Origin of the sequence: Alkalihalobacillus sp. AL-G (assembly GCF_030643805.1) — a bacterium.
Taxonomy (GTDB): domain Bacteria; phylum Bacillota; class Bacilli; order Bacillales; family Fictibacillaceae; genus Pseudalkalibacillus.
This window is the reverse complement of the sequence record NZ_CP094656.1, coordinates 1,594,538-1,620,081: the sequence shown is the minus strand read 5'-3', so window position 1 is coordinate 1,620,081 and position 25,544 is coordinate 1,594,538. Positions and strand designations below refer to the sequence as shown.

16 protein-coding genes are annotated in these 25,544 nt (G+C 41.7%); 3 read left to right on the top strand and 13 right to left on the bottom strand.

Annotated elements, in window-relative coordinates:
• Positions 1-37: 37 nt before the first annotated feature.
• The 7 genes from MOJ78_RS08305 to MOJ78_RS08275 all read right to left on the bottom strand — a co-directional run bounded on the left by MOJ78_RS08305 (position 38) and on the right by MOJ78_RS08275 (position 7,304).
• A complete protein-coding gene (locus tag MOJ78_RS08305; RefSeq protein WP_304980718.1) occupies positions 38-979 on the bottom strand; it encodes a PDR/VanB family oxidoreductase in 942 nt (313 codons plus the stop codon).
• Positions 972-1,448, bottom strand: a complete 477-nt coding sequence (locus tag MOJ78_RS08300) for a hypothetical protein (RefSeq protein ID WP_304980717.1) — start codon at positions 1,446-1,448, stop codon at positions 972-974. Before MOJ78_RS08300 ends, MOJ78_RS08305 begins: the two co-directional genes overlap by 8 nt.
• Before the next feature lie 6 nt (positions 1,449-1,454).
• Positions 1,455-2,396 carry a heme-dependent oxidative N-demethylase family protein gene (locus MOJ78_RS08295; protein WP_304980716.1) on the bottom strand — a complete coding sequence of 314 codons (942 nt, stop codon included), beginning with the start codon at positions 2,394-2,396 and terminating at the stop codon, positions 1,455-1,457.
• Between the two features lie 171 nt (positions 2,397-2,567).
• On the bottom strand, positions 2,568-3,632 hold the full coding sequence (locus MOJ78_RS08290; protein WP_304980715.1) for a LacI family DNA-binding transcriptional regulator: 1,065 nt from the start codon (positions 3,630-3,632) through the stop codon (positions 2,568-2,570).
• Positions 3,633-3,734: 102 nt separating this feature from the next.
• A complete protein-coding gene (locus tag MOJ78_RS08285; RefSeq protein ID WP_304980714.1) occupies positions 3,735-4,577 on the bottom strand; it encodes a sugar ABC transporter permease in 843 nt (280 codons plus the stop codon).
• Positions 4,577-5,863: a sugar ABC transporter permease gene (locus MOJ78_RS08280; protein WP_304980713.1), complete on the bottom strand. Its 1,287-nt coding sequence runs from the start codon at positions 5,861-5,863 to the stop codon at positions 4,577-4,579. The genes MOJ78_RS08285 and MOJ78_RS08280 overlap by 1 nt, the downstream gene beginning before the upstream one ends.
• A gap of 166 nt (positions 5,864-6,029) precedes the next feature.
• Positions 6,030-7,304 carry an extracellular solute-binding protein gene (locus MOJ78_RS08275; protein ID WP_304980712.1) on the bottom strand — a complete coding sequence of 425 codons (1,275 nt, stop codon included), beginning with the start codon at positions 7,302-7,304 and terminating at the stop codon, positions 6,030-6,032.
• A gap of 176 nt (positions 7,305-7,480) precedes the next feature.
• Between MOJ78_RS08275 and MOJ78_RS08270 the strand changes: the two genes are divergently transcribed.
• Positions 7,481-9,238: an alpha-glycosidase gene (locus MOJ78_RS08270; RefSeq protein WP_304980711.1), complete on the top strand. Its 1,758-nt coding sequence runs from the start codon at positions 7,481-7,483 to the stop codon at positions 9,236-9,238.
• Between the two features lie 106 nt (positions 9,239-9,344).
• On the top strand, positions 9,345-10,697 hold the full coding sequence (locus MOJ78_RS08265; protein WP_304980710.1) for an MATE family efflux transporter: 1,353 nt from the start codon (positions 9,345-9,347) through the stop codon (positions 10,695-10,697).
• 88 nt (positions 10,698-10,785) lie between these two features.
• On the opposite strand, the gene MOJ78_RS08260 is transcribed toward MOJ78_RS08265, so the two are convergent.
• From MOJ78_RS08260 to MOJ78_RS08245, 4 genes are all read right to left on the bottom strand, one after another.
• Positions 10,786-11,769 carry a nuclease-related domain-containing protein gene (locus tag MOJ78_RS08260; protein ID WP_304980709.1) on the bottom strand — a complete coding sequence of 328 codons (984 nt, stop codon included), beginning with the start codon at positions 11,767-11,769 and terminating at the stop codon, positions 10,786-10,788.
• Positions 11,770-11,966: 197 nt separating this feature from the next.
• Positions 11,967-16,283 carry a S8 family peptidase gene (locus MOJ78_RS08255; RefSeq protein ID WP_304981210.1) on the bottom strand — a complete coding sequence of 1,439 codons (4,317 nt, stop codon included), beginning with the start codon at positions 16,281-16,283 and terminating at the stop codon, positions 11,967-11,969.
• A gap of 573 nt (positions 16,284-16,856) precedes the next feature.
• Entirely contained in the window at positions 16,857-18,704 is a 1,848-nt protein-coding gene (asnB, locus tag MOJ78_RS08250) for an asparagine synthase (glutamine-hydrolyzing) (protein WP_304980708.1), read from the bottom strand.
• A gap of 145 nt (positions 18,705-18,849) precedes the next feature.
• Positions 18,850-20,028, bottom strand: a complete 1,179-nt coding sequence (locus MOJ78_RS08245; RefSeq protein ID WP_304980707.1) for a pyridoxal phosphate-dependent aminotransferase — start codon at positions 20,026-20,028, stop codon at positions 18,850-18,852.
• A 196-nt stretch (positions 20,029-20,224) separates the two neighbouring features.
• Between MOJ78_RS08245 and MOJ78_RS08240 the strand changes: the two genes are divergently transcribed.
• The gene (locus MOJ78_RS08240; protein WP_304980706.1) at positions 20,225-21,001 is read left to right on the top strand and encodes a carbon-nitrogen family hydrolase; all 777 of its coding nucleotides are present in this window, start codon (positions 20,225-20,227) and stop codon (positions 20,999-21,001) included.
• Positions 21,002-21,204: 203 nt separating this feature from the next.
• Here MOJ78_RS08240 and MOJ78_RS08235 read toward each other — a convergent pair whose 3' ends face one another.
• Positions 21,205-22,392, bottom strand: coding sequence for an IS256 family transposase (locus MOJ78_RS08235; protein WP_304979369.1), 1,188 nt, complete (start codon positions 22,390-22,392; stop codon positions 21,205-21,207).
• A gap of 150 nt (positions 22,393-22,542) precedes the next feature.
• Entirely contained in the window at positions 22,543-25,437 is a 2,895-nt protein-coding gene (locus tag MOJ78_RS08230) for a bifunctional diguanylate cyclase/phosphodiesterase (protein WP_304980705.1), read from the bottom strand.
• Positions 25,438-25,544: the final 107 nt, after the last annotated feature.

The following is a 25,544-nucleotide window of genomic DNA, read 5'->3' as shown; positions in this document are numbered from 1 at the left end:
TCTGTCCCGGTTTATCTATCTTTTCTCCCTTCACACCTTAAAGATCGATTGAAATATGATTCACTCCCCTAGAGACACAGCTCAAAAGCTTTGTTTTCCTCTCCTTCTCAGTTAAGAAGGAATCGAGATGCTGGACCTTTCCATTGTTCACTATGACCTCACAAGTTCCACATATCCCCATACGGCATGCATAAGGGACTTTGATGTCATGGTCAGCAAGTGATTCCAACAAACTTTTTTCTGCTTCTACCGTAATCATTTTATTACGTTTTTCTAGTGAAACTGTAAATGGCGTTCTATTTTTTGTATCACTCACCGGTGCAAATCTTTCGACATGAATATGGTGCGATGGGAAATGAAGCTTCTTGGCATACGTGACGAGCTCCTCCATGAATGCTTGTGGACCGCACATATACACATGTGTTCCGATTGTTCGATTACGCATCGTTTCCTTCAACCGCTTCATCCGCTCCGACCTTTCCATAAAATAAAACGCAGATTGGGTTCCGCACTCTGATTGAAGCTGTTCGTAAAAAGCACACTCTTCTCTTGAACGGGCTACGTAATGAAGTTCAAAGGAATGACCGATTGTTTTTAAATAGGAGATCATGGAGAGAACTGGGGTAATCCCAATCCCGGCAGCATAGAAAACATGGTGGTTCGCCTTCAAGTGCAGAGGAAAATAATTGTCCGGAATAGACACAGTAAGCGTAACCCCTTTTTTAACGTGATCATGGATAAATCCTGACCCACTACCTTCTCCGCCGATTCTTTTGACTGCGATTTCGTAATTATTCGTTGATTGAACTGGATTGTTGGTAAGGGAATATTGACGGGTTCCCATCGGTAAATGAAGTGTGATGTGTGCTCCAGGACCAAATGTCGGTAGCTTGATTTGTTTTGATCCTAGTACTAGCCTTTTCACTTTTTGGGTTTCGTTGATTACTTTTTCCACCTGAAGTTGAATGGATTTATTCATGTTCAACACCCGCTTGTTTGATGACTGGATACCCAAGAACCGCTTGATAATATGCCGAAAAATGGTCTGAAACCTCAAGCTCGTTCAAGCATTTTTTACAGTTGAAGCGACGTGCTTGAATATTCTCGTTAATAAAATGACAGCTGCCACAAAAAACGTGCCGTGACAAACCGGAGTCTGAAATCACGATGATATCATTTATAGAAAAGTGAATCTCCCTCGCGATGTGCACAATTCTTCTGGATAGCTCTGGATTGACTAAGAGGATTAACAAGCACCCTAGTGGTTGATTAGATAATCTTTTCTCGAGAGTTTCAGAAGCCATTTCATTACTATAATCTATGATTTGAAAGTCGAGATTTCGATCCTTCATTTCCTTTAGGATGTTCGGGAGCTTCGCATTCTTACAGTCATCTGAGATTATTAAACAACGCGGTCTGTTATAATCTATAGCAATTGTGTTGCCCATGATCGATCAATCCTTTTTGACTTTCTGCTCGAAATAGTTCATCAATGGCTTTTTATATAGTGATATCCCTTTGTATTCCGCAATATCATCCGTTAGCGTTTCCACATTTTTAAAGAACCGAGTCAACCATTCATTGTTTGTTGCCATATCCTTTAATGATAGAAGATACGTATGGATTGTAAAAAGCACATCATTGGTCAGCGGTAACCGATAAAGTCTCTGGATTTCCACTCTTAAATGTAACAGGTCTTCCACATTCTCTTCTGTCACTTTTAATCTGCTCCTGCCCCATTCTGAATAGGTCTCGAGTGGCGTGTCGAGTTTGTTTGTGATGGTCACTGACCAATTGTTCCGTTCCCAAGCTGTACCTGGTCGAATTCTTTTAATAAAACGTTCGACCTTTTCGATAAAACCAGTTTGATTAATTCGAGGTACTGGTGTATGGATTGATTTAAAATCAAGGCCAAACGCAAACGCCAGTGACCAATTTGACGGAAAACAGAGCTGTCCAGCATCGAGAAACAAAGTGCCTTCCCTGTCCCCCATTAAAATTAGATCTTCTTGGACATGTCTTCCTGCTAAGTCAAATGGTTCACTATCAATTGACGAGAGGTCACGGTCAATAAATCGCTCCTCTTCCCCAAGAATCAGGTTTTGAAACCGATACTCCTTGCCTCTTCTCTCAAAGGTAAAGTGATCAGGCTCATAGGTTGCAATCTCATGAAAGAGCAGCTTAAGTATTTCCCATTGCCCTTCTATTGAATGACGGAACGATCGATAACACCTCTCTGGATGTTCCTCGATCAGCTTCCGCTTTAATTGAATTTCTGAATTGTAGTCTCCTGTCACTTCCACACATCTAACTGGATTGAGTTGTGACGAATTATTCGTATATTCATACTGGTCTTTCGTGAATGGAAACGGAAAAGTTTCAATCGAATTTGCCACTAAGCTACACCTGCCATCGTACCCTGAAATTTCATACATACTGACACATTCAAGACTGAAGTTCGAGAATCCTTTTATTTTTAACGTAAAAAAACGAAACAAACGATCAGTTGTATTTTTCTTTTAGGACTCAAGAAAAATAACAATCTGATGCTGTCTCGTTTTGATTGTTCAATCGTTTTTTGTTACTTCTTCTGATTTGATATCGTTCGTTGTCAGTTGTTGTTCGCTCGATTGCCGAATGATGATGCGATGATCGACTTTTATTTTACTCGGTGGTCCGTCCGGTTTTTCAATCGTTTCCAATAGACAATCAACTGCCTGATAGCCAAGCTCATAAATATTAATGTCAACCGATGTTAAGGAGGGTGTCGCAAGCTCAGCGATCATTGCATTGTTAAAGCTGACGACAGAAACATCGTTTGGTACCTTTACACCAATGTCATCAAACATTCTGAGTACTCCGAGTGCCATCAAATCATCAGTTACAACCAGCGCAGTCGATGGTTGTTCAAGAGACATAAGCTCAGAAACCGCCCTTTGACCGCTTTCGAGAGCAAAGTCAGCATTGATGATGTATTCGCTCCGATATGGAATATTCGCAACCTGAAGTGCCTTTTCATATCCTAGCAACCGATCCGTTGTAACGACTAGATTTACACTTCCACCGACAAAACCGATCCGTTTATGGCCGTTTGTGATTAAGTGTTCGGTCAACTGTTTTGCTGCTTTATAGTTGTCATTATCGACATGATTGATTTTATTATCATTCTTGAACGGCTTACCTACAACCGTAAACGGAAACTTCTGTTCATAAAGGTACGCCATGATTGGATCGTCGACTCTTGAATAAAGAAGGACAATACCATCAACGCGCCTTCCCTGAACCATTCCGACAACTGCACGATAGATTTCTTCTTCTGTTGTACCTGTCGACATCAACAATGTAAATTCTTTTTCATGAGCCTTTGTACTGATGCCTCTAAGCACCTCAGGGAAAAATGGATTTTGGAACGCCTTCTCAGCAGAGCTTGGCATGACGATACCTATTGCCTTTGAAGACCGATTGGCAAGGCTTCGAGCATTAAAGTTCGGATGATAGCCGAGATAATCCATTGCTTCACGAACTTTTTTCTTCGTACGCTCACTGATTCGTGGATTATTTGCAATAACCCTTGATACTGTCGAAGGGGCAACGTTTGCTAATTTTGCAACATCTTTTATTGTAACTGCCATGCCCGCTTCCTCCTATCTCTATATACCGTATTATACTACTATTTTACCACTTAAAAGTTATTTGTTAAGTACTGAACAATATCCTGACGTAGAAACGATCGTTTACCCTTTCGTACCACCGGCAGTTAATCCTGAAATCAAATAACGCTGAAGCGAAAGGAACAATAGCGAAATCGGAATTGCAATCAGAACGGCGCCTGCTGCAAATTTCGTAAACTCTGCTCCAAATTGTTTTGCGACAAGGTTATATAATCCCACAGCCAGAGTGTATTTTTCTTCACTTCTTAAAATCACTTTGGCGAGGATAAAATCAGCAAATGGCGTTATGAAGCTGAACAACGCGATTACAGCAAGAATCGGCTTTGCAAGAGGAAGGATAATTTGCCAGAAAATACGGAGGTGTCCTGCGCCATCCATTCTTGCAGACTCATCCAGCTCTTTTGGTATCGTATCGAAATATCCTTTCGCAAGCCATGTGTTCATCGGCAGCAATCCACCTGTATAAAGGAGAATCAATGCAAGATGGGTATCAATCAGGTTAGTTACGACAGCAAGAACATAAATCGCGATAAGAGCCGCAAAGTTTGGAATCATTTGCAGGATTAAAAATGTCATTAATCCGTTTTTGCGACCGACGAAACGATAACGGGAAAACGAATAGCCCATCAGAGCGATCATTGTAACGGATAAGACCATTGTTATCGTACATATTTTCAACGTATTCCAATACCAGATAAGGTAGTTGCTCTTTTCTAAGTCAAACAGTTCCTTATAATGTGTAAGTGATGCATTTTTCGGAATCATGGTTGACCCTGATAGGCTGTTCCCAGGATTGAACGATGAACCTACAATCCAAAGTACTGGATAAATGACGATTGCGAGCGCAATGAAAATCGCAATGTAGGATAAGGTGAGGCGGATGATTTTTTGTTTTTTCATATTCATTACATCATATCCTCCTCTTGGAAAGATTTCGTTCTTCTGAATTGCCATAACGCAACCGAGATAACGATAACAGATAGTACCATCGTTATTGCAGCAGCCTTCGCGTATTGTTTCGATTCGAGCGTCAAGCTATAGATCCATGAAATCAAAATATCCGTCGATCCTGCGGTTTGGCCAGGTACTGGTGGACCCCCGCCGTTAAACAAGAAGATGACGTTGAAGTTGTTAAAGTTGAATGTGTATTGCGTAATTAAAATCGGTGCAATAGCGTATAAAATCATCGGCAAGGTGATGGTTCGGAACTTCTGCCACATCGTTGCCCCATCAACTGTCGACGCTTCGTAAAGCTCGTCAGGAATCGATTGCAGAACCCCAGTGACCATCGCAAAAATAAATGGAAATCCCAGCCACGACTGAATGAGAATCAATGCGACCTTCGCCCAGAAAGGATCGAGCTGCCAAGGAATCGCATCGATTCCAAAAAAGGCTAAAATGTCATTGTTGATTGCACCAGATGTTACATTGAACATCCCTGCAAAAACAAGAATGGAAACGAACGCCGGAATCGCCCATGGTAAAATCAAAATTGTTCTGAAAATGCGTTTGAATTTCAAATCCTTTTGATTCAACAGGACTGCAAGGAAAATACCAATCGCAATTTGACACGTCGTTGCGACTAACGTCCAAATGACGGTCCAAGCAAAAACACTGATGAACGTATCACGCCACAAATCGAGCTTGAAAATATCAATGAAGTTCTGTATCCCGACCCAATCTACCAGTTTGGCAGGCGGTGAATGGTATAAATCATAATTTGTAAATGCAAGAAGAATGACAAATAGAATCGGAAAAATAACGACAAATATGAGAAGGAAGACACCCGGCGAAAGCATTAAATACGGGAAACCGGTATCGACAACATTTCGGTACTGCTCTCTGATCGAATTAAGTTTGAGCCCCATGTCACGCTTTTTCCCATTTCGATAAGCGTCGAACAAATTCAATGCGTAAACGGATAATCCCAATACCAACACGATAATTGCAATAATCCCTTTAACCAGTAGAAATATTGAATGATCCCGGGGAAGTTCCTCACCTAACGTGACGATTCCCCATAGACCGATATTCAAAAGATCATAAAACGCAACGATAAAGGAAAATGATAAGACAAGAAATGCGATTCCTTTGAAATATTGGTTGTTATAAAATTGGCCAAGCCCTGGTATCAGGGACAAGCCTAGTGCTTTTTTCCGATGCGTGGACGTGGTTATCGCTGTATCAGTCATTTAAAACCCCTGTCCCCTTTCTCGATATGTTAAACGCTTAAAAAATGAGTAGGGGCTGACTCACTAGGGTCTCGTATACTCCTGATCGGAGATGCCGGACTCCTGAATTATGTCAGCCCCTTTTTAATATTATTTAATTATTTTGATACAGTACAAGCTTCGGTCCTTATTCTGCTCCACTTGCTTCAATTTGAGCTTTAATCGTATTCACAGCCTCATCAAGAGCAGCTTTCGGTTCTTGCTTGCCAGTTACAATCAATTGAAGTGCGCTTGCCATCGGTCCCCACACTTGACCCATTTGTGGGATGTTCGGCATTGGTACGCCACGCTGAGATTGTACGGCAACGGCATTTGCTCCTTCATTATCTGCAATGATCGGATCTTCCATCAATGATTTTACCGGTGGAATTTCTGAAGTTTTTTCATATCGGATTTTCGCATTTTCAGCGTTAGTCAGCCACTCCACAAGCCTTGTCGCCCATTCCTTGTTTTCTGAATAAGCTGATACGTGCCATCCTTTTACTCCGATGAATGTTTTAGGATATTCACCATTCGGCAACTTAGGTAATGGTGCTACACCAATCTCAATTCCCGCATCTCTCATGCCTTTGAATGCCCAAGGTCCATTCATGACAGAAGCGACTTTACCTTCATTGAATAATGCATCCATTGCAGAACCGCCGCTTTCACCGATGATTCCTTTCGGGAACAATCCTTCGTCATACCACTTTTGAATGTATTCAGCACCTTCAACCGCACCTTCATTGTTCAGGCCGAGATCTGAAGCATCGAGACCTTCTGCGGTTTGCTGGAACACATACCCTCCATTAGCTGCCATGATCGCATTGGCGAAATAGAAGTTATCCCATAGTGCAAGAAAGCCATACTTTCCATCTTTCGTAAACCCTTTAGAGAATTCATAAAGCTCATTGAACGATTCAGGTGCTTTGTCCATATGTGCTTTGTTGTAAATAAAAACAGGTGTTTCAGTTGCTTTTGGCAAACCGTATAATTCACCATTGAACGTTTGAGCTTGAATGGAGGATTCCGTAAATGTATTGATTACGTCCTCACTTACTTCTAGTGGAGCTAGAAGTCCTTGTGTGGCCATTGCACCAATCTGATCGTGTGGTAATGTCAGAATATCAGGACCGGTTCCTGCTGGTGCATCGAGTGGAAGCTGTTCACGAATTTCGTCAGCCATTCCGAGCTCTTTGTATTCAACCTTTATCCCGTATTTTTCTTCAAAACTCTTAATCGCAGGTTCTAAAGCGATTCCCTTTTCTTTATCCTCCCAGACTATTAATTTTTCTGGCTTATCATTGCTGCTATCTTTCTTGGTCGTATCTTCTGTTCCTTCTGAGTCTTGCGGTCCACAAGCCGCTAGCAATCCAACTGCTAAACTTGCAGTCATTGAAACCCTTAAAAACTTTTTAAACATGTTATTGTCCTCCCCTAAATGAATGATCTACCATTGTGAAAACGTTTGCATTGCTTATTTTTCATTATACAAAGGTAAGACATTGACTGCAACCGTTTGCATAACTTTTTTTAATTTCGTATGATTGATAAATAATGAACGTCAAGATTTTGAATCAATAGAATTGAGGTGCTCGTATGAATATAGAGGCAATTTATCATCGACCGAAAAATAATCTTGCCTATAGTGTAAATGACCATGAGGTGGACATTCGACTTCGGACTGCAAAGTCTGATGTAGAAAACGTCAGCATCATTTTCGGAGACCCTTACATATGGATAAATGGAGAATGGCAGAATGAACAACTTCCGATGCAAAAGGAAGGTTCTGATCAGCTATTTGATTATTGGATTATAAGGATTCGTCCTGAATACCGGCGTCTCCGATATGGGTTCCAAATTCGTTCCGGTGATCAACTACTTATATATGGTGAAAAAGGCTTTCAACAAGAGGATCCAAAAGACACGAACTTCTACTTCTGTTTCCCATTTCTAAATTCGGCCGATGTATTCGATGCACCTGATTGGGTAAAGGATACAGTTTGGTATCAAATCTTTCCAGAGCGGTTTGCTAATGGCGATCCCTCGAATGATCCAAAAGGCACGCTGAAATGGGCAAGTGAAGAACCCACTCCTGAAAATTTTTTCGGTGGGGATTTCCAAGGCGTTATTGATCATATTGATCATCTCGTAGACCTTGGGATTACGGGTATCTATTTTACACCTATATTTAAAGCTCACTCCAACCATAAATACGATACAATCGATTATTTAGAAATCGATCCGCAATTTGGCGATAAAGAATCCTTTAAAAAACTTGTAGAAGTGTGCCATCAAAATGGAATTAAAGTAATGCTCGATGCTGTATTCAATCACAGCGGATATTTATTCAGACCTTTTCAGGATGTGATTGAAAAGCAGGTGCGCTCTCGATATAAGGACTGGTTCCATATTCGGGAATTTCCGATTCAGACTGAACCAGCTCCGAATTATGATACGTTCGCATTTACACCGTTCATGCCGAAGCTGAATACTGAAAATACTGAAGTCCGGGACTATCTGTTGGAGGTTGCCCGCTATTGGATTGAGGAATTCGATATCGATGGATGGCGATTGGACGTTGCGAATGAAGTGGATCATCAGTTTTGGCGTGATTTTCGTACGGTTGTGAAAAAGGCCAAACCGGATGCCTATATATTAGGAGAAATCTGGCATGATTCGATGCCATGGCTTCAAGGTGACCAGTTTGATGCAGTCATGAATTATCCTTTTACCGATGCCTCCCTCGATTTCTTTGCAAGAGATGAAATACAAGCTAATACATTTGTAGAGCGGTTAACAAACGTACTCGTCTCTTATCCGAAAAATGTGAATGATGTATCATTTAATCTATTAGGAAGCCACGATACCCCGAGGATCCTTACAGTTTGTGAGAATAGTAAAGAAAGAGTGAGATTATTATTTTTGTTCCAGCTTTCGTTTGTCGGAACGCCATGCATTTATTACGGGGATGAAATTGCTATGGAAGGCGGGCAAGATCCTGGCTGCAGGAAATGTATGATTTGGGATCGTGGTGAGCGTGATGAAGATCTTCGTTTATTTGTCTCAAAGCTTATTTTGTTAAGGAAACAACATAATGCCATGAAAAGTGATGCCTCATTTGCTTTTCTAGAAGCCGATCAGAAAACGAACCATCTCGTCTATGAAAGAAAAGCAAAAGATTGCTCATTGCTATTTGTTATAAATAATTCCAAAAATAGCACCACCGTTAACCTTCCTGATTCATATCAAGGTACTCCTCTTTATGACGCTTGGAATGAACGGCCATTTGAACAAGGTGAGTACGTTTTGTTAGAACCTTTTGGATTTCGGATTTTGGAAATGAAAATAGATTAGAAGGTGACGATACACTTTACTTTTGGGTCATTTAGGGATACGCTGAAATTTGTTTTTTCTTATATACTTTCATGCCATGGCTTACGAAGGGGACTGACTCACACATATGAAAGCAAAAACAAAAAATTCGCTATCTCTATTTGCGTTGACCTGGCCGATATTTATCGAAATTCTTTTGCATATGTTAATGGGGAATGCTGACACATTAATGCTAAGCCAATATTCAGATGATTCCGTTGCAGCTGTGGGGGTTGCCAACCAAATCATATCGATCGTGATCGTCATGTTCGGATTTGTTGCGACGGGATCGAGCATTGTGATTGCCCAATTGCTTGGAGCGGAAGAAGAACTACAAGCCCGTCAAGTTGTTGTCACTTCTTTATCGGTTAATTTACTGTTTGGAGCAGTTCTTAGTCTGGTCATGTTGTTTTTTTCTGAATCACTATTAAGTGTTATGAATCTACCGGATCAATTGATGATTTATGCTGTTCCCTACCTTCAGCTCGTAGGTGGCTTTTCCTTTGTTCAAGCCCTTTTAATGACAATCGGTGCCTCAATTCGATGCTATGGTTTTACGAAGGATGCAATGTATGTGACGATCGGAATCAATATTTTGAATGTGTTAGGGAACTATTTGTTTATTTTTGGGCCGTTCGGATTTCCGGTTTTAGGGGTAACAGGTGTGGCGATTTCTACCTCAGTCAGCCGGACGATCGGAGTAATCATCATCGCATTTTTACTATTGAAGAGAATTGATGGACAGCTTCCTATTGATTTGTTCTTCCGACCTGTAAAGAAACATATCAAAAGCATCCTGAAAATCGGTATCCCTTCGGCTGGTGAACATTTGTCGTACAATACGTCGCAGATGGCCATCATGTATTTTATAACCATGCTGGGCACAGAGGCAATTACGACTAAGGTTTACACACAGAATATCATGATGTTCATTTTCCTGTTCTCTGTTTCATTAGGGCAGGGTACACAAATACTGATCGGACATTTAGTCGGGGCTCGAGAGGTAAGCAAAGCATACAAGGCTTGTTTACGGAGTCTACGCTATGCGATGATCATTTCATTTATGATGGCAGGGGTTGTTTCCATTTTTTCAGTGCAGTTGCTTGGGATTTTTACCGATAATCCTGAAATACTATCTCTTGGGAGCTCATTACTCCTGTTAACGTTGATACTAGAACCAGGAAGATCATTCAATCTCGTTGTCATAAGTTCGTTACGCGCAGCTGGTGATGTTCGATTTCCTGTTTATATCGGCATTTTATCGATGTGGGGAATCAGTGTCCCGCTCTCCTATATCCTTGGAATACCATTTGGATACGGTCTGATCGGGGTTTGGGTTGCATTTTGTGTAGATGAATGGCTTCGAGGCCTCTTAATGCTTTGGAGATGGAGGTCACGAGTATGGGAGCGGATGATTTTTGTGGAAAATCGAGCGGGTTGAGGGTGAATTGTTTCGATTTCTCGTGTAAAATAGATTTTTCTCGTCTAAAATGAAAATTTGGCGTCTAACTCAGGATTTTTTCGTCTTATTAATAATTTTCTCGTTTATATCCATGATTGATCACAAAATCTAATGGCATTTTATAATTCCTGCCTTCCCTTGGTAAACCCATTTCTTTCAATAAGCCATATGTTATATCTTTAGAATCAACAAGTAAAAAATCACTGATTTCACGATTTGTAAAATTCAAATTTATTAGCAGGGCATAGTCCATAATAGATGAATAATGTGCATATTTCGAATCGTATTCACATGTAGGACAAACCCACTTTCCCCGGTCCCTTCTTATCGGGGTCCTTTCACATTTCAGACATCGTACACCTTTTAAAATATCCGATTGTAAAATACCATACTTCCTAAAAACATCAAATATGAGGGGTTCATTTTTCTTGATCAACCGTCGGCCTATTCTCTTGAGATCTTTTTGACTCACATTAGGCTCATTATATTTTTGTCTTAAGTTCTCTATTTTAAAAGGGAGTTCGATACCATGGCTAATTGACTTTGAAATGTTGTGGTTGTTCAGTGAGGTCTTAAGAATGGTTTTGGGATCACTGATTCCAATGAAGGAATGGAGAGGAGCTTTCGGGAGATTGTTCATCTTCAACCATTCGAGAAGCTGGAACTGCTGCCTTTTCACTTGGTTCGTTGGATCTTGAAAGCCTTCTTCAAATCCGTCCTTGCTTCTGATCAGTTGGTTGAATACAGGATCGAAATAGAGAGTACCTTGGATATTCTTCACTTCTGTGATGATGTAACAGTGCGGAGTAAGGATGAGGACATCGATTTGGAGGTGAGTGTTTCCGATTCTCAGTCGGAGATCGTGTAAAATGAGATAGCGTTCTTTGTCCAGAAATCTCAAATGATACTCAATCGCCTTTTCTCCTTTGTAACCAGCCATGCATTTCCTTAAATCCACTTCTATTTGCGGTAGACTCACGTGGTGTGGGCGGATTCGACCCGCCAACGATAAAAGTTGGAGAACGTGTATTGGCATTTTCAACTCTTTCACAATGAATTAATCTCCTTATTTAAAGATTCTAATGTTATTTTCGGCATATCCCGAAAATTTCCTTTAAATAGTTCAAAATCAGAAAGCTAGAAATGTAGGATCAATGGAAAAACTGCGAAAATTGAGAATTAACTTCGAAGCAGCCTTTTTCGGAAAAAATCAGGGTTGGCACCCAATAAGATGCCAACCCTTCCGCTTTAATCCTCCATGTTGATATAAAGCTTACCTTCTGCAAGTTCTTCTGTTTCATTTCCGTAGTCATCACGTGCTACTACTTCAACAACCGCTCCATCTGCGACAACATTCGAGGTTGCAGTGTAGTATCCGACGTAATGACCTGGTGTAGTTTCCATCATTGGAAGTTCGTTTGCATTCATTACTGTATTTGTCAGCGGCATATGGATACGGAAACGTGCTTCAAGTCCAGGCTCACTGTCAAATTCAATCATGACGCTGTCACCTGCATTTAAATGTTTATCGGTATCAGGCATAACGTTACTCAATTCAATCGGACCGAACTTGACATCCACCGTTACTTCCTCCCTGACACGGTTACCAGCACGGTCCTTCGCAACAACCCGAATCAAGTTTTCACCTTCATTTAAAAGCATTCGGTGTGTGTAAGTTCCATCGTCATTAACGGTCGCTCTTTCACCATTCACTTTTACCCAATGAAGGTGTTCGTCATCAACGGTACCTCTAACAACGACAGCCATACGATTTGTCTTAGAATCTTCTTCTGGACTTTCAATCGTCAGTTCCGGCTTCGTTTGATCAAGGACAACAGTCACTGGTGCTGATGGATCCGTCATGCCTCGATCATTGGCGGCAGTCGCAGTCAGTACGTTTTCGCCAACTGCAAGTGTGAGTTTAGTAGAGAAAGATCCGTCATCGTTTGTCGGAACTACCGCTACTTCTTCCCCATTGTTAAAAAGATGGACATCAACTGTTGGTGCAGACTGACCTTCAACAGTAACCACCTCTTCATTCGTGTGGGTTCCATCAGCAGGAGAAGAGATGGTTGGGGCTACCACTTCATAATCGACAGTCGCACGAATCATATAGTTCCCTTCTACCTCAGGAGATGGAGACCAGCCGCCACCGACTAACTGCCAGCTTCGACCTGCATTATCCCCGTTTTCATCAGTTCCAAGTCCTGGTGCGTACGGATTTGGATCCGTTTGGATATAGACCATGAAGAAGTCGCCATCTACAGTGATACCTTGTTCTGACAAATCAACATGTGTCCACTCTCCATTACGGAGTGCAGTCGCATCAATAGGTCCGGCAAGCTTTTCACCTGGGGATCCATCTTCATTCGCGTCATATATCGCTACTTGGAAGTCAGTTCCGCCTGGTACTGGCCAGTCGGTCGTCCAGAATCGGAACATTCCTCCTGTAACGATTGCTTGATCCTTACCTTCTGGAAGGGACATCCTGACACCCCAGCCATTGCCTGCATCATAGAATGCACGTGCATTTTCAGCTGTTCCATCATCGTATCCGATCTCACCTGGGTATCCGATGAACGGTTTCAATTCAGCATTGGCTACCGCTTCTTCATTACCCGCGACGGTAATACTGACTTCCTCGCTGTAGTAGCCAGAAGCCATGACTTTCAACGTATAGTCCCCTTCATATGCAGTCAACGTGTAGTTTCCATTTGCATCGGTTTCAACTGGTGTAACCGCAGCATCTTCAACAAGTAATAATGTTGCGCCATCGATCGGTTCACCGGTTTGTTCGTTCGTAATCGTACCAGTCACTGTACCCTGAGGGATTTCATCAAGGGTAAAGTCTACTTCAATGACTCCATCATTCGGAATCGAAATGGATTGTTCTTCAGGATAAAATCCATAAGTTTCCGCAACGACTGTATAGTCACCAGCTGCATGTGTGATCGTATAGCTTCCATCAACTGGACTTGTTGAGGTCGACCGTCCAGTTTCAAGAATGCTTACTTCAGCTTCAAGTGGTAATGCCGATGGACTAGCATCCTGATCCTTGTCTTTTTTCGCCACAAGATCAATACGTTGTGTCGGCTTCAATTGTGTAGGATCGATCTTTTCCTTCTTTGCTGCTTTATCTTTCTTTGCGCCATTATTATTGTTATTGTTTTTTGATCCGAAAAGTGAACCTTTCGTTGCTGGCTCATTCGTTGTATTGCTCAGACGGACATCATCGAGGTACCATCCCTCTCTTAACACACTGTAATCGGTATCAACGTGGAAACCTACATAGATACGCTGGTTTGCGTACACAGAAAGGTCTACTTCTTGTTCAACCCATTCACCGCTTTCCCCGTTAATCTCAGCAACTTGTTCCCAAGTTTCCTGATCGGTGGAGACAACAACATGACCATAGTCATAATTGTTTTCAAAGTTGAACCAGTGATTGAATTGTAAGTATGCTTCTCCGTCACCAAGGTCGATCGGGGGCATCATTAATGTCGCATTTGTATTGTTATCATAATCACCATCTAGATTGGTTGCAAAAACATTCTCACCAGATGCTGCTCCATCAGGACCAGCAGTTGGTGCACCCCATTCCCAGGAGTTGTTATCGCCCCATGAAATCCAATCAGTCGGCTGTGTTTCGAAGTCTGTTTCATACCCTTCACTGATTCCAGGTAAAACGGCGACTTCATATTCATCCGACGTCACGTCATTGTTTCCAAAGTCTGCTATAACCCAGCGATAAGTTAACGTATCGCCACTGATCGCATCACCAGGTATAACAGCTTCATAGGTTCCAGATCGGTAGTCACCAGCTGTTATTACTGCCTCGATCTGTTCCCAACTGTTATTGGATACTTCGTATTCAAGGGTTACACTCGTGATACTTACATCATCTGATGCATTCACAGATAACGGTAAGTCTAATCCATCAAACGTTTCAACTGGTGCATTATGTTCGAAGGTAGGGGCTTCAGCATCTTCGCCTTCTTTTGTAACCTGTCCCTTCACTTCACCAAGTCCGGTTATTACCGATGAAACGGCACTGAACGCATTGACGAGACCGTATCCATACCCATTGTTAGGTGATTCCGGATATTCCTCATCTGTTAAAGGGACGGCTGTAGCCATCAAAATTTCTTCGATTTCATCAACTGTCAACGAGGAATCGACTTGTCGCAACAATGCAGCTGTTGCAGCTACATGTGGACCTGCCATCGAAGTTCCATTCCAGCCACCTTCATAAGCGCCGCCCGGAACAGATGACCGGATGTTTACACCTGGGGCACTGATGTCGGGTTTAGTTTCATCGTATGGTGATGGTCCTTCCAATGAGAAGCTGGCGAGGTTATCATTGATGTCTGTTGCACCAGTAGCGAATGATTCAGGGTAGTTTGCAGGTGTCGCGATAGACCCTGGTCCACCTGGATTGAAAATGGTTGTATTTCCAGCAGAAAACTCTGGGAAGATTTCTGCTGCACGCCAGTTTTGAACCATAGGACGGTACCACTCATCCAGTCCAGGTCCACCACCCCAGGAGTTGTTTACAACATCAGGAGCCATTTCAGGATGTAGATTCCCTTCAGCATCAGCAGGAGCGATGATCCACTCACCTGCTTCAAGAAGGTCGACATCCGTACCGCCAGCTGCTGTGAACGCTTTAACCGCAATCCATTTTGCTCCAGGTGCGACGCCGATTTGATTGGAGCTACCTGGTTCAGATCCTACCATCGTACCCATCGTGTGAGTACCATGACCTTGATCATCATACGGTTCTTCTTGTCCAGCTGTAGCATCGAACCAATTCATTTCATGGCTAGGGGCATCTGGGTTCACAGGGTCATAGCCGCGATATTTTTCCTTCAGTGCAGGGTGATCCCATTGGACACCGGTATCAATGTTCGCAACAACGGTTCCGGTTCCATCGATCCCCATCTCCCAAACCGCAGGAGCACCGACACGTTCGATGTTCCATTCAATGGCATTGGTTTCATTTTGTAGTTTTTGACCAGAAGTACCAGCTTTCGTTTTTGCCTCTGCTTTCGTTTCATTCGCAACAGGATGAAGCTGACGCACTTCATTCGGAAGCACCTTGGCTACTTCAGGAAATGCTGCTAGCTGTTCCATCACCTCTTTTTTAGCTGTGACAGCCATCGCATTTACGATAAAGAAGGACTGGAACTTTTTAACGTTACCTTCATCCTTCTGTATATTTAAAAACTTCTTGAGATGATCCTGTGATTCAATTGCTTTAATACGCAAGGATGAAACGACTGCAGAACGCATTGCAAGTTCCTTTTTGTAAGGTGAGAGGCCTTTTCCATTTGCCGTTTGCGATGCTTGCTTGGCGATCTTTTTAGTGTCGACTTGTTCGTTCATTTTCAACAAGAAGGTTACATACTCTTGGTCATCAAATTGATTCAAGAGCTTCTTGCTCACTTTTGTAGATAGGGCTTGTTGTTTATACGATACTGTAGGCAGTTCTGATTCTGTACCCAACGATCTTGCATTTGCTGCTGATGACATGAACGTCGAAACGAGTAGAACCATACAAATCATGATCGTAAACCAACGTTGATTCAACAATTTCTGGGTTAATTGCACAATCTTTCCCCTCCTTAAAAGTTAAATGTCATTAAAATGACTTCGTTCCCCCTTTCTTTTCATGGAATTGTGTCGACACTTGGTTGTTGACTATCATCATAAAGGAAAACTATCAAAAAATTAATAAAAATATCTGAATTTTCGAAAAATAAAGAAATGGTAATAATTAACTGAACTTCATTACTTAGTACTTTTTAAGCAGAAGACAGCTGATCGTTACTCGACCGCATCATATCCTACCTGTGATTTGAAAAAACTAGTTTAAATGTAATAGTTGATTTTTAAAATCGAATAATACTTATGTTGTATGAGTAACTACTACTTTTTGTCTAACTTTGGCTTTTTTGTTTTCAATATAAAATGAAATACTGACAGTAAAAATGACTTTCGACACAAGGATTTCATCAGAACCACTAGAAAAATATGTATTTTGAAGGAGTTGTTATAAAATTGGTACTAGTTTATGGTTTGGTTGTTAAACGCACAAAAAATGGATAGGAATAAACAATCCCATCCATTTTTCCAAAATCAGTCGACGATATTCACATTATAATCCTCTAGCCATGTGTTGATTTGAGCAAGGTGAGCGATAAGCTGCGGGCCGGTCATCAACTGACCGAACCATGGTGTCTTAAACGCCTCCCCATCAGACTCAATGATTTGCTCCACTTTTTCCTTTGAAACAAGCTCAAGCAACGGTGCTGATTTCTGCTGAATAATCGAATTCAGCCACTGTTTTACGAGCTTCGTATATACAGGGTGATGTGTTTTTGGATATGGACTCTTTTTACGATACAAGATTTCATTCGGCAGGACCCCTTCTAATGCCTTCCGTAGAATTCCTTTTTCTCGACCATCCAGCATCTTCATCTCCCATGGGATGTTCCATGCATACTCTACGATTCTATGATCTGCAAACGGCACACGAACCTCAAGGCTTGCCCCCATACTCATGCGATCTTTCCGGTCTAAAAGTGTTGCCATGAACCAATGCATATTCAGATAAAACATCTCTCGTCTTCTTGACTCAGTTTCAGATTCTCCATCCAACCGTGGCATCTCCTTGATTGATTCCTGATATCGACCTTTAACGTAGTCATTCAGCCTCAGCTTTTTTGACCATTCCGGCTTTAAAAGATTCTCTCGTTCAACCGTAGAGTGCATCCATGGAAAGGCTTCTCTTTCTAGCAGTTCCTTCCGATAAAACCACGGATAGCCACCAAAAATTTCATCCGCACATTCACCTGAAAGACCAACTGTAAAATCTCTTTTGATTTCTTCGCAAAACCAAAGTAATGACGAGTCAACATCTGCCATTCCCGGTAAATCACGCATATGGACAGCTTTTTTTAAGTAATCGACGAGTTGATCATTATCTATGACAGAGGAATGGTGTATGGATTTGAGGTAATCATTCATGACTTTTATCCATGGGCTATCGGAGTTGGGCTGGAACGTACTACTTTTAAAATACTTATCGTTCTCTTCAAAATCGATCGAATACGTGTGCAGTGCCCCTCTCTCCTCCTGCTTAAAATACCGCGAAGCAAGGGCACTTATCGCACTGGAATCCACCCCGCCAGATAAAAACGTGCAGACCGGAACATCCGCGACAAGCTGCCGCTCTATCGCATCCTTAAGCAAAAACCGGACATGTTCAACTGTTTCATCCAAGGTGTCGGTATGCTCGCTGCTCACGACATCCCAATATCGCCAGACCTTAAGTCCATTGTGATCAAAGCGCAATGCATGTGCGGGTCTCAATTCCGATACTCCTTTAAAAACACCGTGCCCGGGAGTACGTGATGGACCTAGACCGAACACTTCTTGAAGACCTTCTCTGTCGACTTCAGGTTTCACATCTGGATGGGCGAGAATCGTTTTGATTTCTGAAGCAAAGAGCAACGAATGGTTCATCGTTTTATAAAATAATGGTTTCACACCTAACCGGTCCCGTGCCATAAACAATTGATTAGTAGAATCATTCCAAATCGCAAAGGCGAAAATACCGTTTAAATATTGAACACACTCTTCTCCCCATTCAATATAACTCGTCAACAATACTTCAGTATCACTATGGGAATCAAAATGATGTCCCTTCTTCAATAATTCCTTCCGCAAATCTTCTGTGTTGTAGAGTTCACCGTTGTACACAAGCGTGTAGTTGCCATTCGATGACCGTTTGTGCATCGGTTGTCCTCCACCTTTTGGATCGACAACGATCAACCTCGTATGACCGAATACAGCATTCCGGGAAAGCCAGCATTTGGTAGCATCCGGACCCCTTTTACCAAGAGTGGATGTCATTTTTTCAATTGTCTTTTGTTCATTCGTCAGATCATGTTTAAAATTAATCCATCCTGCTATACCACACACAGTATTCCCACCCTTCCAAGGGATACAATTAGGCAATTACCTTACTTCACAATTTATGCAATTCAACTATAAAATGTACCCTTATGGAAGAACGGCTTCGTTATTTTCAGATTGTACTCGTATGAGGTTCAAGTTTAGTAGTAAACTAGTTCCGCTCCAAAGGAAGCTTTACGATCCGTTCTGCTGCTTCAATCAGCCTGTCTTTTTCACACAACAGACCAACACGGACATACCCTTCCCCGTTGATCCCGAATCCTTTTCCGGGCGCAACGATGACATGGGCTTTTTCCAGTAAATGATCTGCAAATTGCTCAGATGTGTAGTTTTCTGGGACTGGCAGCCATACAAAAAAAGAACCCTTCGGCGCTTCAATGTCCCAACCTCTATCCTGCAATGCACCGATAAATGCATCACGCCGATCCTCATATAATGACACAAGCTCACCAACACAGTCTTGCGGTCCGTTTAACGCCTCCGCTGCAGCCTCCTGAATACCACCAAACAGACTGACGTAATAATGGTCCTGAATCAAGTTGATCGATTCAATAATCTGCTCATTACCGAGTGCAAACCCTACCCGCCAGCCTGCCATGTTGTACGTTTTCGATAAGGTATACACTTCGATTCCGACTTCCTTTGCCCCCTTTGACTGCAAGAAACTGATTGGTTTTGATCCATCGAAACCGATTGCTCCATATGCAAAATCATGGACGACACATAGGTTATGCTTTTCAGCTATCGTTACTGTATCTGAGAAAAAGCGTTCCGTTGCAACTGCCGCAGTCGGGTTGTTCGGATAATTCAAAAACATCATTTTTGCTGTGTTGAGGCTTTTTTCGTCAAGCTCTTTATAATCTGGTAAAAAATGATTTTCTTTTCGTAAAGGCATCTTAACCGTATGTGCACCGGCAAGCGCAATACCTGATTCATAATCCGGATAGCCTGGATCAGGTACGAGAGCCTTGTCCCCTTCATTCAACATACATTGGCTGATTTCAACCAACCCTGCTTTTGCGCCGAATAAGACCGCCACCTCTCGCTCAGGGTCCAATGTAACTCCATACTCACGGTGATAGAAATTTGAAATGGCTTGCTTTAAAAAACGGTGCCCTCGAAATGGTGAATATTTATGGTGCATCGGATTTTCTACTGCCTTCTGTAATGACTTCACGATATGAGGCGGAGTCGGCTGATCCGGATTCCCCTGTCCTAGATTGATGAGATCGTATCCTGCTTTTATGTAAGGTTGAGCTTTTCCTACCAGTCGTGCGAAAAACTGATCAGGTAAACGGTTCAGAGCATTTGATTGTTGAAATCGATTCATAATAATGCACCTCCCAAAGTGTTAAGAACATCCTTTTTATCGGCATTACATCAAGGTTACCACTAGTTAAGCCAATTGTGCCAAAATTCCAATCATTTATGGTAAGGTAAAGTTAGTTTCTAAAATGGAAAATGGAAGAAACTTAAGTACTCATGCGCTAAGCTTATCAAAAGCAGTTGATTGAAGGAGGAACATTATGAAGATTGCTGTAATCCAAATGGATATTGAATTCGGTAAACCACAAATCAATTTTGAACGTGTAACCAATCCGATCCGTGAAGCTTGTAAGGATAAAGCGGATGTCATCGTGTTACCGGAGCTTTGGACGACCGGATACGCTTTAAAAATGCTGGATCAGATCGGTGACCCGAACGGTGAACAGGTAATCGAGTTTATTTCCTCTCTCGCTGAGACGTATCATGTCAATATCATTGCAGGATCTATCGCAAAAAAGACAGATAAAGGGATTTATAATACGATGCTCGTTTTTGACCGAAATGGTGAAGTGATCAAAGAGTATAGCAAAACACACCTATTTCGTTTGATGAATGAAGAAAAATATTTAGCTGCGGGTAATGATGATGGTCACTTTATGATTGATAATGCACCGGTAGCTGGGTTTATTTGCTATGACATCCGTTTCCCTGAATGGATGCGTAAGCATGTACTAGAAGGAGCGAAAATATTGTTCGTTCCTGCCGAATGGCCGAAGCCTAGAACCGAACACTGGCGTACATTGTTAATGACACGCGCAATCGAAAACCAATGTTTTGTTGTAGCCTGTAACAGAATTGGCTCAGACCCGGAGAATGAGTTTGGCGGTCACTCGATGATCATTGATCCTTGGGGGAAAATCATTCAAGAAGCAGAAGAGGATGAAACCATTCTATATGCAGAGCTCAATCTTGATGAGCTTGAAGAGATTCGTACACGAATTCCAGTATTCGAGGACAGAAGGACGGACCTTTATTAAAAAACAGCAAAAAAATCAGAGGCTGACCAATGAATTTTGTCAGCCTTCTGTAATTTGGCGTGTAATTCTGATTTTTCTCGTCTAACTCAAGATTTTCTGGTTGTGTCAATAATTATGTGTAAGCATATATACCTTCTTAAGTTACCCCTTGGGTAGGTTGAGTTGGTGCTCCGGACACCTCCGGAGCACCAACTCACGCCTGCTTATCCCTCAATCTTGTCTGAACCATATCGTACTATAAACAGTTTTTGTAGGTGCTCAAGTGCCTGATTAAAGCCAGCGAGTTTCCTTCTAGCCCAACGCTCGTTATAATCAGCGGCCGTCAAATAGATGATTTTCTCAGCTGCCTCGATGTTTGGTAAACTGTTCATAGTCTTGAGTCGCTTTCTTACTTCTTTGTTTGTACGCTCGATAAGATTCGTCGTATAGATGAACTTACGAATCGATTTTGGATAGTTGAGAAACGTAAGCAGTACAGAGAGTTCTTCTTCCCAAAGTTTCAGTTCCCGACTATATCGTTTCTTCCATTTTCCCTTCACTATGTTAAAGGCTTCTTCCGCTTCTTCGTAGGATTCGGCAGAATAGACCTCCTTGAGATCCTGACTAAACTCGGCCTGATCCTTTTTGCGGACTTTATTCAAAGTCGTTCTTACTTTGTGGACAATGCAACGCTGAACATCCGCCTTTGGAAATGAGGTGCGGAACGCCTCTTCCAGTCCAGGAAGTCCATCAAAAACACCAAGTAATACCTCTTCGACACCCCTTTCGCGTAAATCATCCAGTATTTCACGCCAACCATTTGACGTCTCGATACCCCCTACGTAAAAACCGAGGATTTCCCGATGGCCTTCTGGCGTGATTCCTAGAACGATATAGACGGCTTCCTTACCAACGGTATCACGGCGTACCTTTACAAACAGGGCATCTAGAAAAAGGGCACAGTAGCGCTTTTTCAAGGGGCGCTTTTGCCAGGCGACCACGTCTTCCATTACCGTGGAAGTGATGTTTGAAATGGTTCCTTGAGAGTAGTCGTCCCCGAGAAGACTTTTCATGATTTTACCTACCTGACGGACTCCCACTCCGTGTTGATAGAGCTGGATGATCAGTTCATCCACAGCTACCATTCGTCGCTGATACGGTTCAAACATAGCTGTCTGGAAATCTCCTTTTCGGTCCCGTGGGACGTCCATGTCTTCAATACGGCCATACATCGTATCAAGCGTTCGTGAGTAGTACCCGTTCCGTGCATTGTTTTCCCCGACAGGTTCGCTTTTCAATACATTTTTAATCTCTTCGCGAAGGATCATTTCTACCTTTTCTTTCAGAATGTCTTGCATGGACAGCTTCAATAAAGTGGCAAGGTCCAGGTTTTCCGTGTTAAAATGAGACATGGACAAAGTGCTCCTCTCGTTTGGTTATTGTGGTGATAACTTAGAGAGTACTTTGTCCTTTTTCTATTGTCTAGAAAAAGGCCCTACACATACTTTTATAAACCATCGATTTTCTCGTGTAACTTACGATTTTGGCGTGTAACTCGAATATCACATCACGTTCTCATTCAACAGAAATTGATTGATTTTAGCGGGAATGACGGGCTTACTGATATAGTAACCCTGGATTTGTTTACAACCGAATTTTTTTAATGTTTTCAGTTGCTGTTCGGTTTCTACTCCCTCTGCCAAAACTGTAATCCCTAATCCCTCACACATCGTGATAATTGCTTTTACAATTGCAGCATCCGAACTCTTTTCTTCGAGGTTTCGAATGAATGTTTGATCTATTTTTAAAATATCAATTGGAAAATCCTTTAAATAACTTAAGGAAGAATACCCTGTTCCAAAATCATCAACCGATATTTTCACACCGTGATTTCGCAATTCATCGATAACCTTCACACTATGTGGTACATTCTCAAGCATGATACTCTCTGTTATTTCAATATGCAGTGCGGATGCACATAACCCGGATACCACCAATGCTTCTTTGACCTCTGTTATGAAATCAAGCCTTTGAAACTGCTTCCCGGATACATTCACACTTATTGATAGATGCTTCATTCCTTGGTCATGCCATTTCTTTGCTTGTCGGCATGCCTTTTCAAGTACCCATTTACCAATCTCGTTTATTAACCCAGCATCCTCAGCAATCGGTATAAATTGGTTCGGAGGAATCATTCCTCTTTTCGTATGGTTCCAACGAAGTAACGCCTCACATGCAAAAACATTCCCATCCGATAAATTGATTTGAGGCTGATAATAAACCTCAAGCTCGTTCATCGGCATCGCTTTCCTTAGGTGATTTTCAAGCTCAAGGCGTTCAACGATTGTATCATTCATATCTGATGTAAAATATTGAATACTATTTCTTCCTGACAGCTTTGCCCGGTGCATCGCTATATTCGCATTTTTTAAAAGCTGCTCGTCATTTCGAGCATCTTTCGGATAAAAACTAATTCCAATACTCCCTGACACGACATAATCCTTCTTATTTAGGACGACAGGCTTTTTCAATATACTTAACACATTTTGCGAGAGCTGATTGATAACGTCCATCGTTCGAACACGCGGTACTAAAATTAAAAATTCATCTGCTCCAAACCGAGCCAAAAATAGCTCATCACGGGTAATATTACTTAGATTTTTTGCAATATGCTTCAATATCTTGTCACCAGATTGATGTCCTAGACTATCATTAATCATTTTAAATTCATCAAGGTCGACGAACAATACAGCCAGTTCTTCACCAGTTTCCTCAGCGCGTTGGATCGATTCATTTAAACGATCGTGGAAGAAAAGTCTGTTTGGCAACCCTGTCAAGCTATCATGATAAGCTAGTTGAGCTATTTTCTTTTCCGCTTGAACCTGTTCAGCCAAATCCTTTGCGATACCAAATACCCCTACTACCTGTTCATTCACTTTAATCGGGATGTTAGCGATGTCAAAGAGAACCCTTTGTCCATTTTTATGTCGAACAAATGTTGTGAAATGCTGTGGTTGATTCTGTAATGCTTTTCCAAAAAAGTGTGCGACTCGATTCCTTTCTTCAGGGATCAAAAAGGACAAAGCACTTTGACCGACGACCTGATTGACCTCATAACCAAGCACTTTTTTCAGCGTTTCGTTTACACTTGTAATGTTTCCTTGCATATCCATTGCATAGACGACATCTGGGTTATGATCAAACAAAGATTTGTAACGCTGTTCGGATTCTTTAAGCGATTTGTTCAATGCCTCCAACTCTTCTGTTGATGCTTTAATCAACTGTGATAGAGCAAGTAAGTCTTGAAAATCAGTTGCTTCTATACTTTCAAATGTGGAATCCTCAATAAATACATCCTTTTCTGCAAGAGTCAAAAACGTCAGCGCATACGATAGAAGTTCATTTTTCCCATTCTCATGATAATATTCTCCTGCAGTAAATGCACCTACTGTTGGAAGCAGTTGCCTGAGTGTATTAATTTCAACATCGATTCCTTTTTTGAAAAACCTACGTCTCGTTAAACATGAATACATATAAACCGATTCAGCAGGAACCTCTTTTAAACGATCTAAGATGAATTGTACAGAATTCAAAAATATCCCTGCATCTCCATATCCAATATATACCGTTTCACCTTGTTTAATTGGCTCAAGGAGAGCAATTGAACCATCAGGATAAAATTGCTCAACCATTATCGGCTTTAATTCATCGTCTTTTTTAACCATTAATGGAAATGGAGAGTTTGAGCCAACGAGATTTGTTGTTAATTCTTTTCCGAGATACTGGTCGTAAATGTCACGAACTGGTTTATTTTCGAGCTTTGAAATACGTTTATCATTAGCATCAGTTACAGTAAAAGCCCTTCCTGCAGCATTCCATTCTGAACTCTTCTGAAGTGAGGCCCTTAGTTCGCTGCCGTTCAGACTTACAGCAACAACTCCGGATTCCATCACCCCATCGTTGGAAATCAGGAATCCCTTTCGATTCTTAGACGTTCCGATGTTGTTGCCGCCTGTGATAAGTACATGCGGGCATCTATTTTCTAAAGCCGTTAGTAGCCCTTTGCTATCAAGACTGTGACTGTCACCAAACAAAACGATTACTTTTGTATCGGTGTGAACAAGCTGGTCAGCTAATTTCGTGCCCATTTCATAGCTTGATTGGGAATGTTCGGCTCTCACCGCTGTTCCGGTCACATAAGACTTTTCAAAAACAGTGAATGAAAGAACCGTTCCATCAGCGATAAGCTCATCACAGATCGAAGCATCAACGGTCGAACCGATCAATGACGCATTCGGAAGTTCACTGTTTAGAAAAGTAAGAAGGCGGGAAATCCTTGCACGACTTTCCATTGTAAAAACTTGAATAAAGAGATTTCTGACAGACAGCAGTTCATATTTTTCAATAAATAATTGTAATTGTCTTTTATTCCGATACTTCGTGCTGTATGTACGCATTTAAACACCCTTCCGAACGACCTTGGTGAAAATCCTTTTGGTAAATTGCTAAAATCTTACTTATCTATTTCTATCTACCATTTTTATCGGCATTTGTTACCGATGAT

Coding starts and splice junctions, on each gene's coding strand:
- MOJ78_RS08230 (WP_304980705.1), bottom strand. CDS start 25,437: ATGCGTACATACAGCACGAAGTATCGGAATAAAAGACAATTACAATTA.
- MOJ78_RS08275 (WP_304980712.1), bottom strand. CDS start 7,304: ATGTTTAAAAAGTTTTTAAGGGTTTCAATGACTGCAAGTTTAGCAGTT.
- MOJ78_RS08270 (WP_304980711.1), top strand. CDS start 7,481: ATGAATATAGAGGCAATTTATCATCGACCGAAAAATAATCTTGCCTAT.
- MOJ78_RS08265 (WP_304980710.1), top strand. CDS start 9,345: ATGAAAGCAAAAACAAAAAATTCGCTATCTCTATTTGCGTTGACCTGG.
- MOJ78_RS08305 (WP_304980718.1), bottom strand. CDS start 979: ATGAATAAATCCATTCAACTTCAGGTGGAAAAAGTAATCAACGAAACC.
- MOJ78_RS08285 (WP_304980714.1), bottom strand. CDS start 4,577: ATGAATATGAAAAAACAAAAAATCATCCGCCTCACCTTATCCTACATT.
- MOJ78_RS08280 (WP_304980713.1), bottom strand. CDS start 5,863: ATGACTGATACAGCGATAACCACGTCCACGCATCGGAAAAAAGCACTA.
- MOJ78_RS08235 (WP_304979369.1), bottom strand. CDS start 22,392: ATGTCTCATTTTAACACGGAAAACCTGGACCTTGCCACTTTATTGAAG.
- MOJ78_RS08290 (WP_304980715.1), bottom strand. CDS start 3,632: ATGGCAGTTACAATAAAAGATGTTGCAAAATTAGCAAACGTTGCCCCT.
- MOJ78_RS08255 (WP_304981210.1), bottom strand. CDS start 16,283: ATGATTTGTATGGTTCTACTCGTTTCGACGTTCATGTCATCAGCAGCA.
- MOJ78_RS08245 (WP_304980707.1), bottom strand. CDS start 20,028: ATGAATCGATTTCAACAATCAAATGCTCTGAACCGTTTACCTGATCAG.
- MOJ78_RS08300 (WP_304980717.1), bottom strand. CDS start 1,448: ATGGGCAACACAATTGCTATAGATTATAACAGACCGCGTTGTTTAATA.
- MOJ78_RS08240 (WP_304980706.1), top strand. CDS start 20,225: ATGAAGATTGCTGTAATCCAAATGGATATTGAATTCGGTAAACCACAA.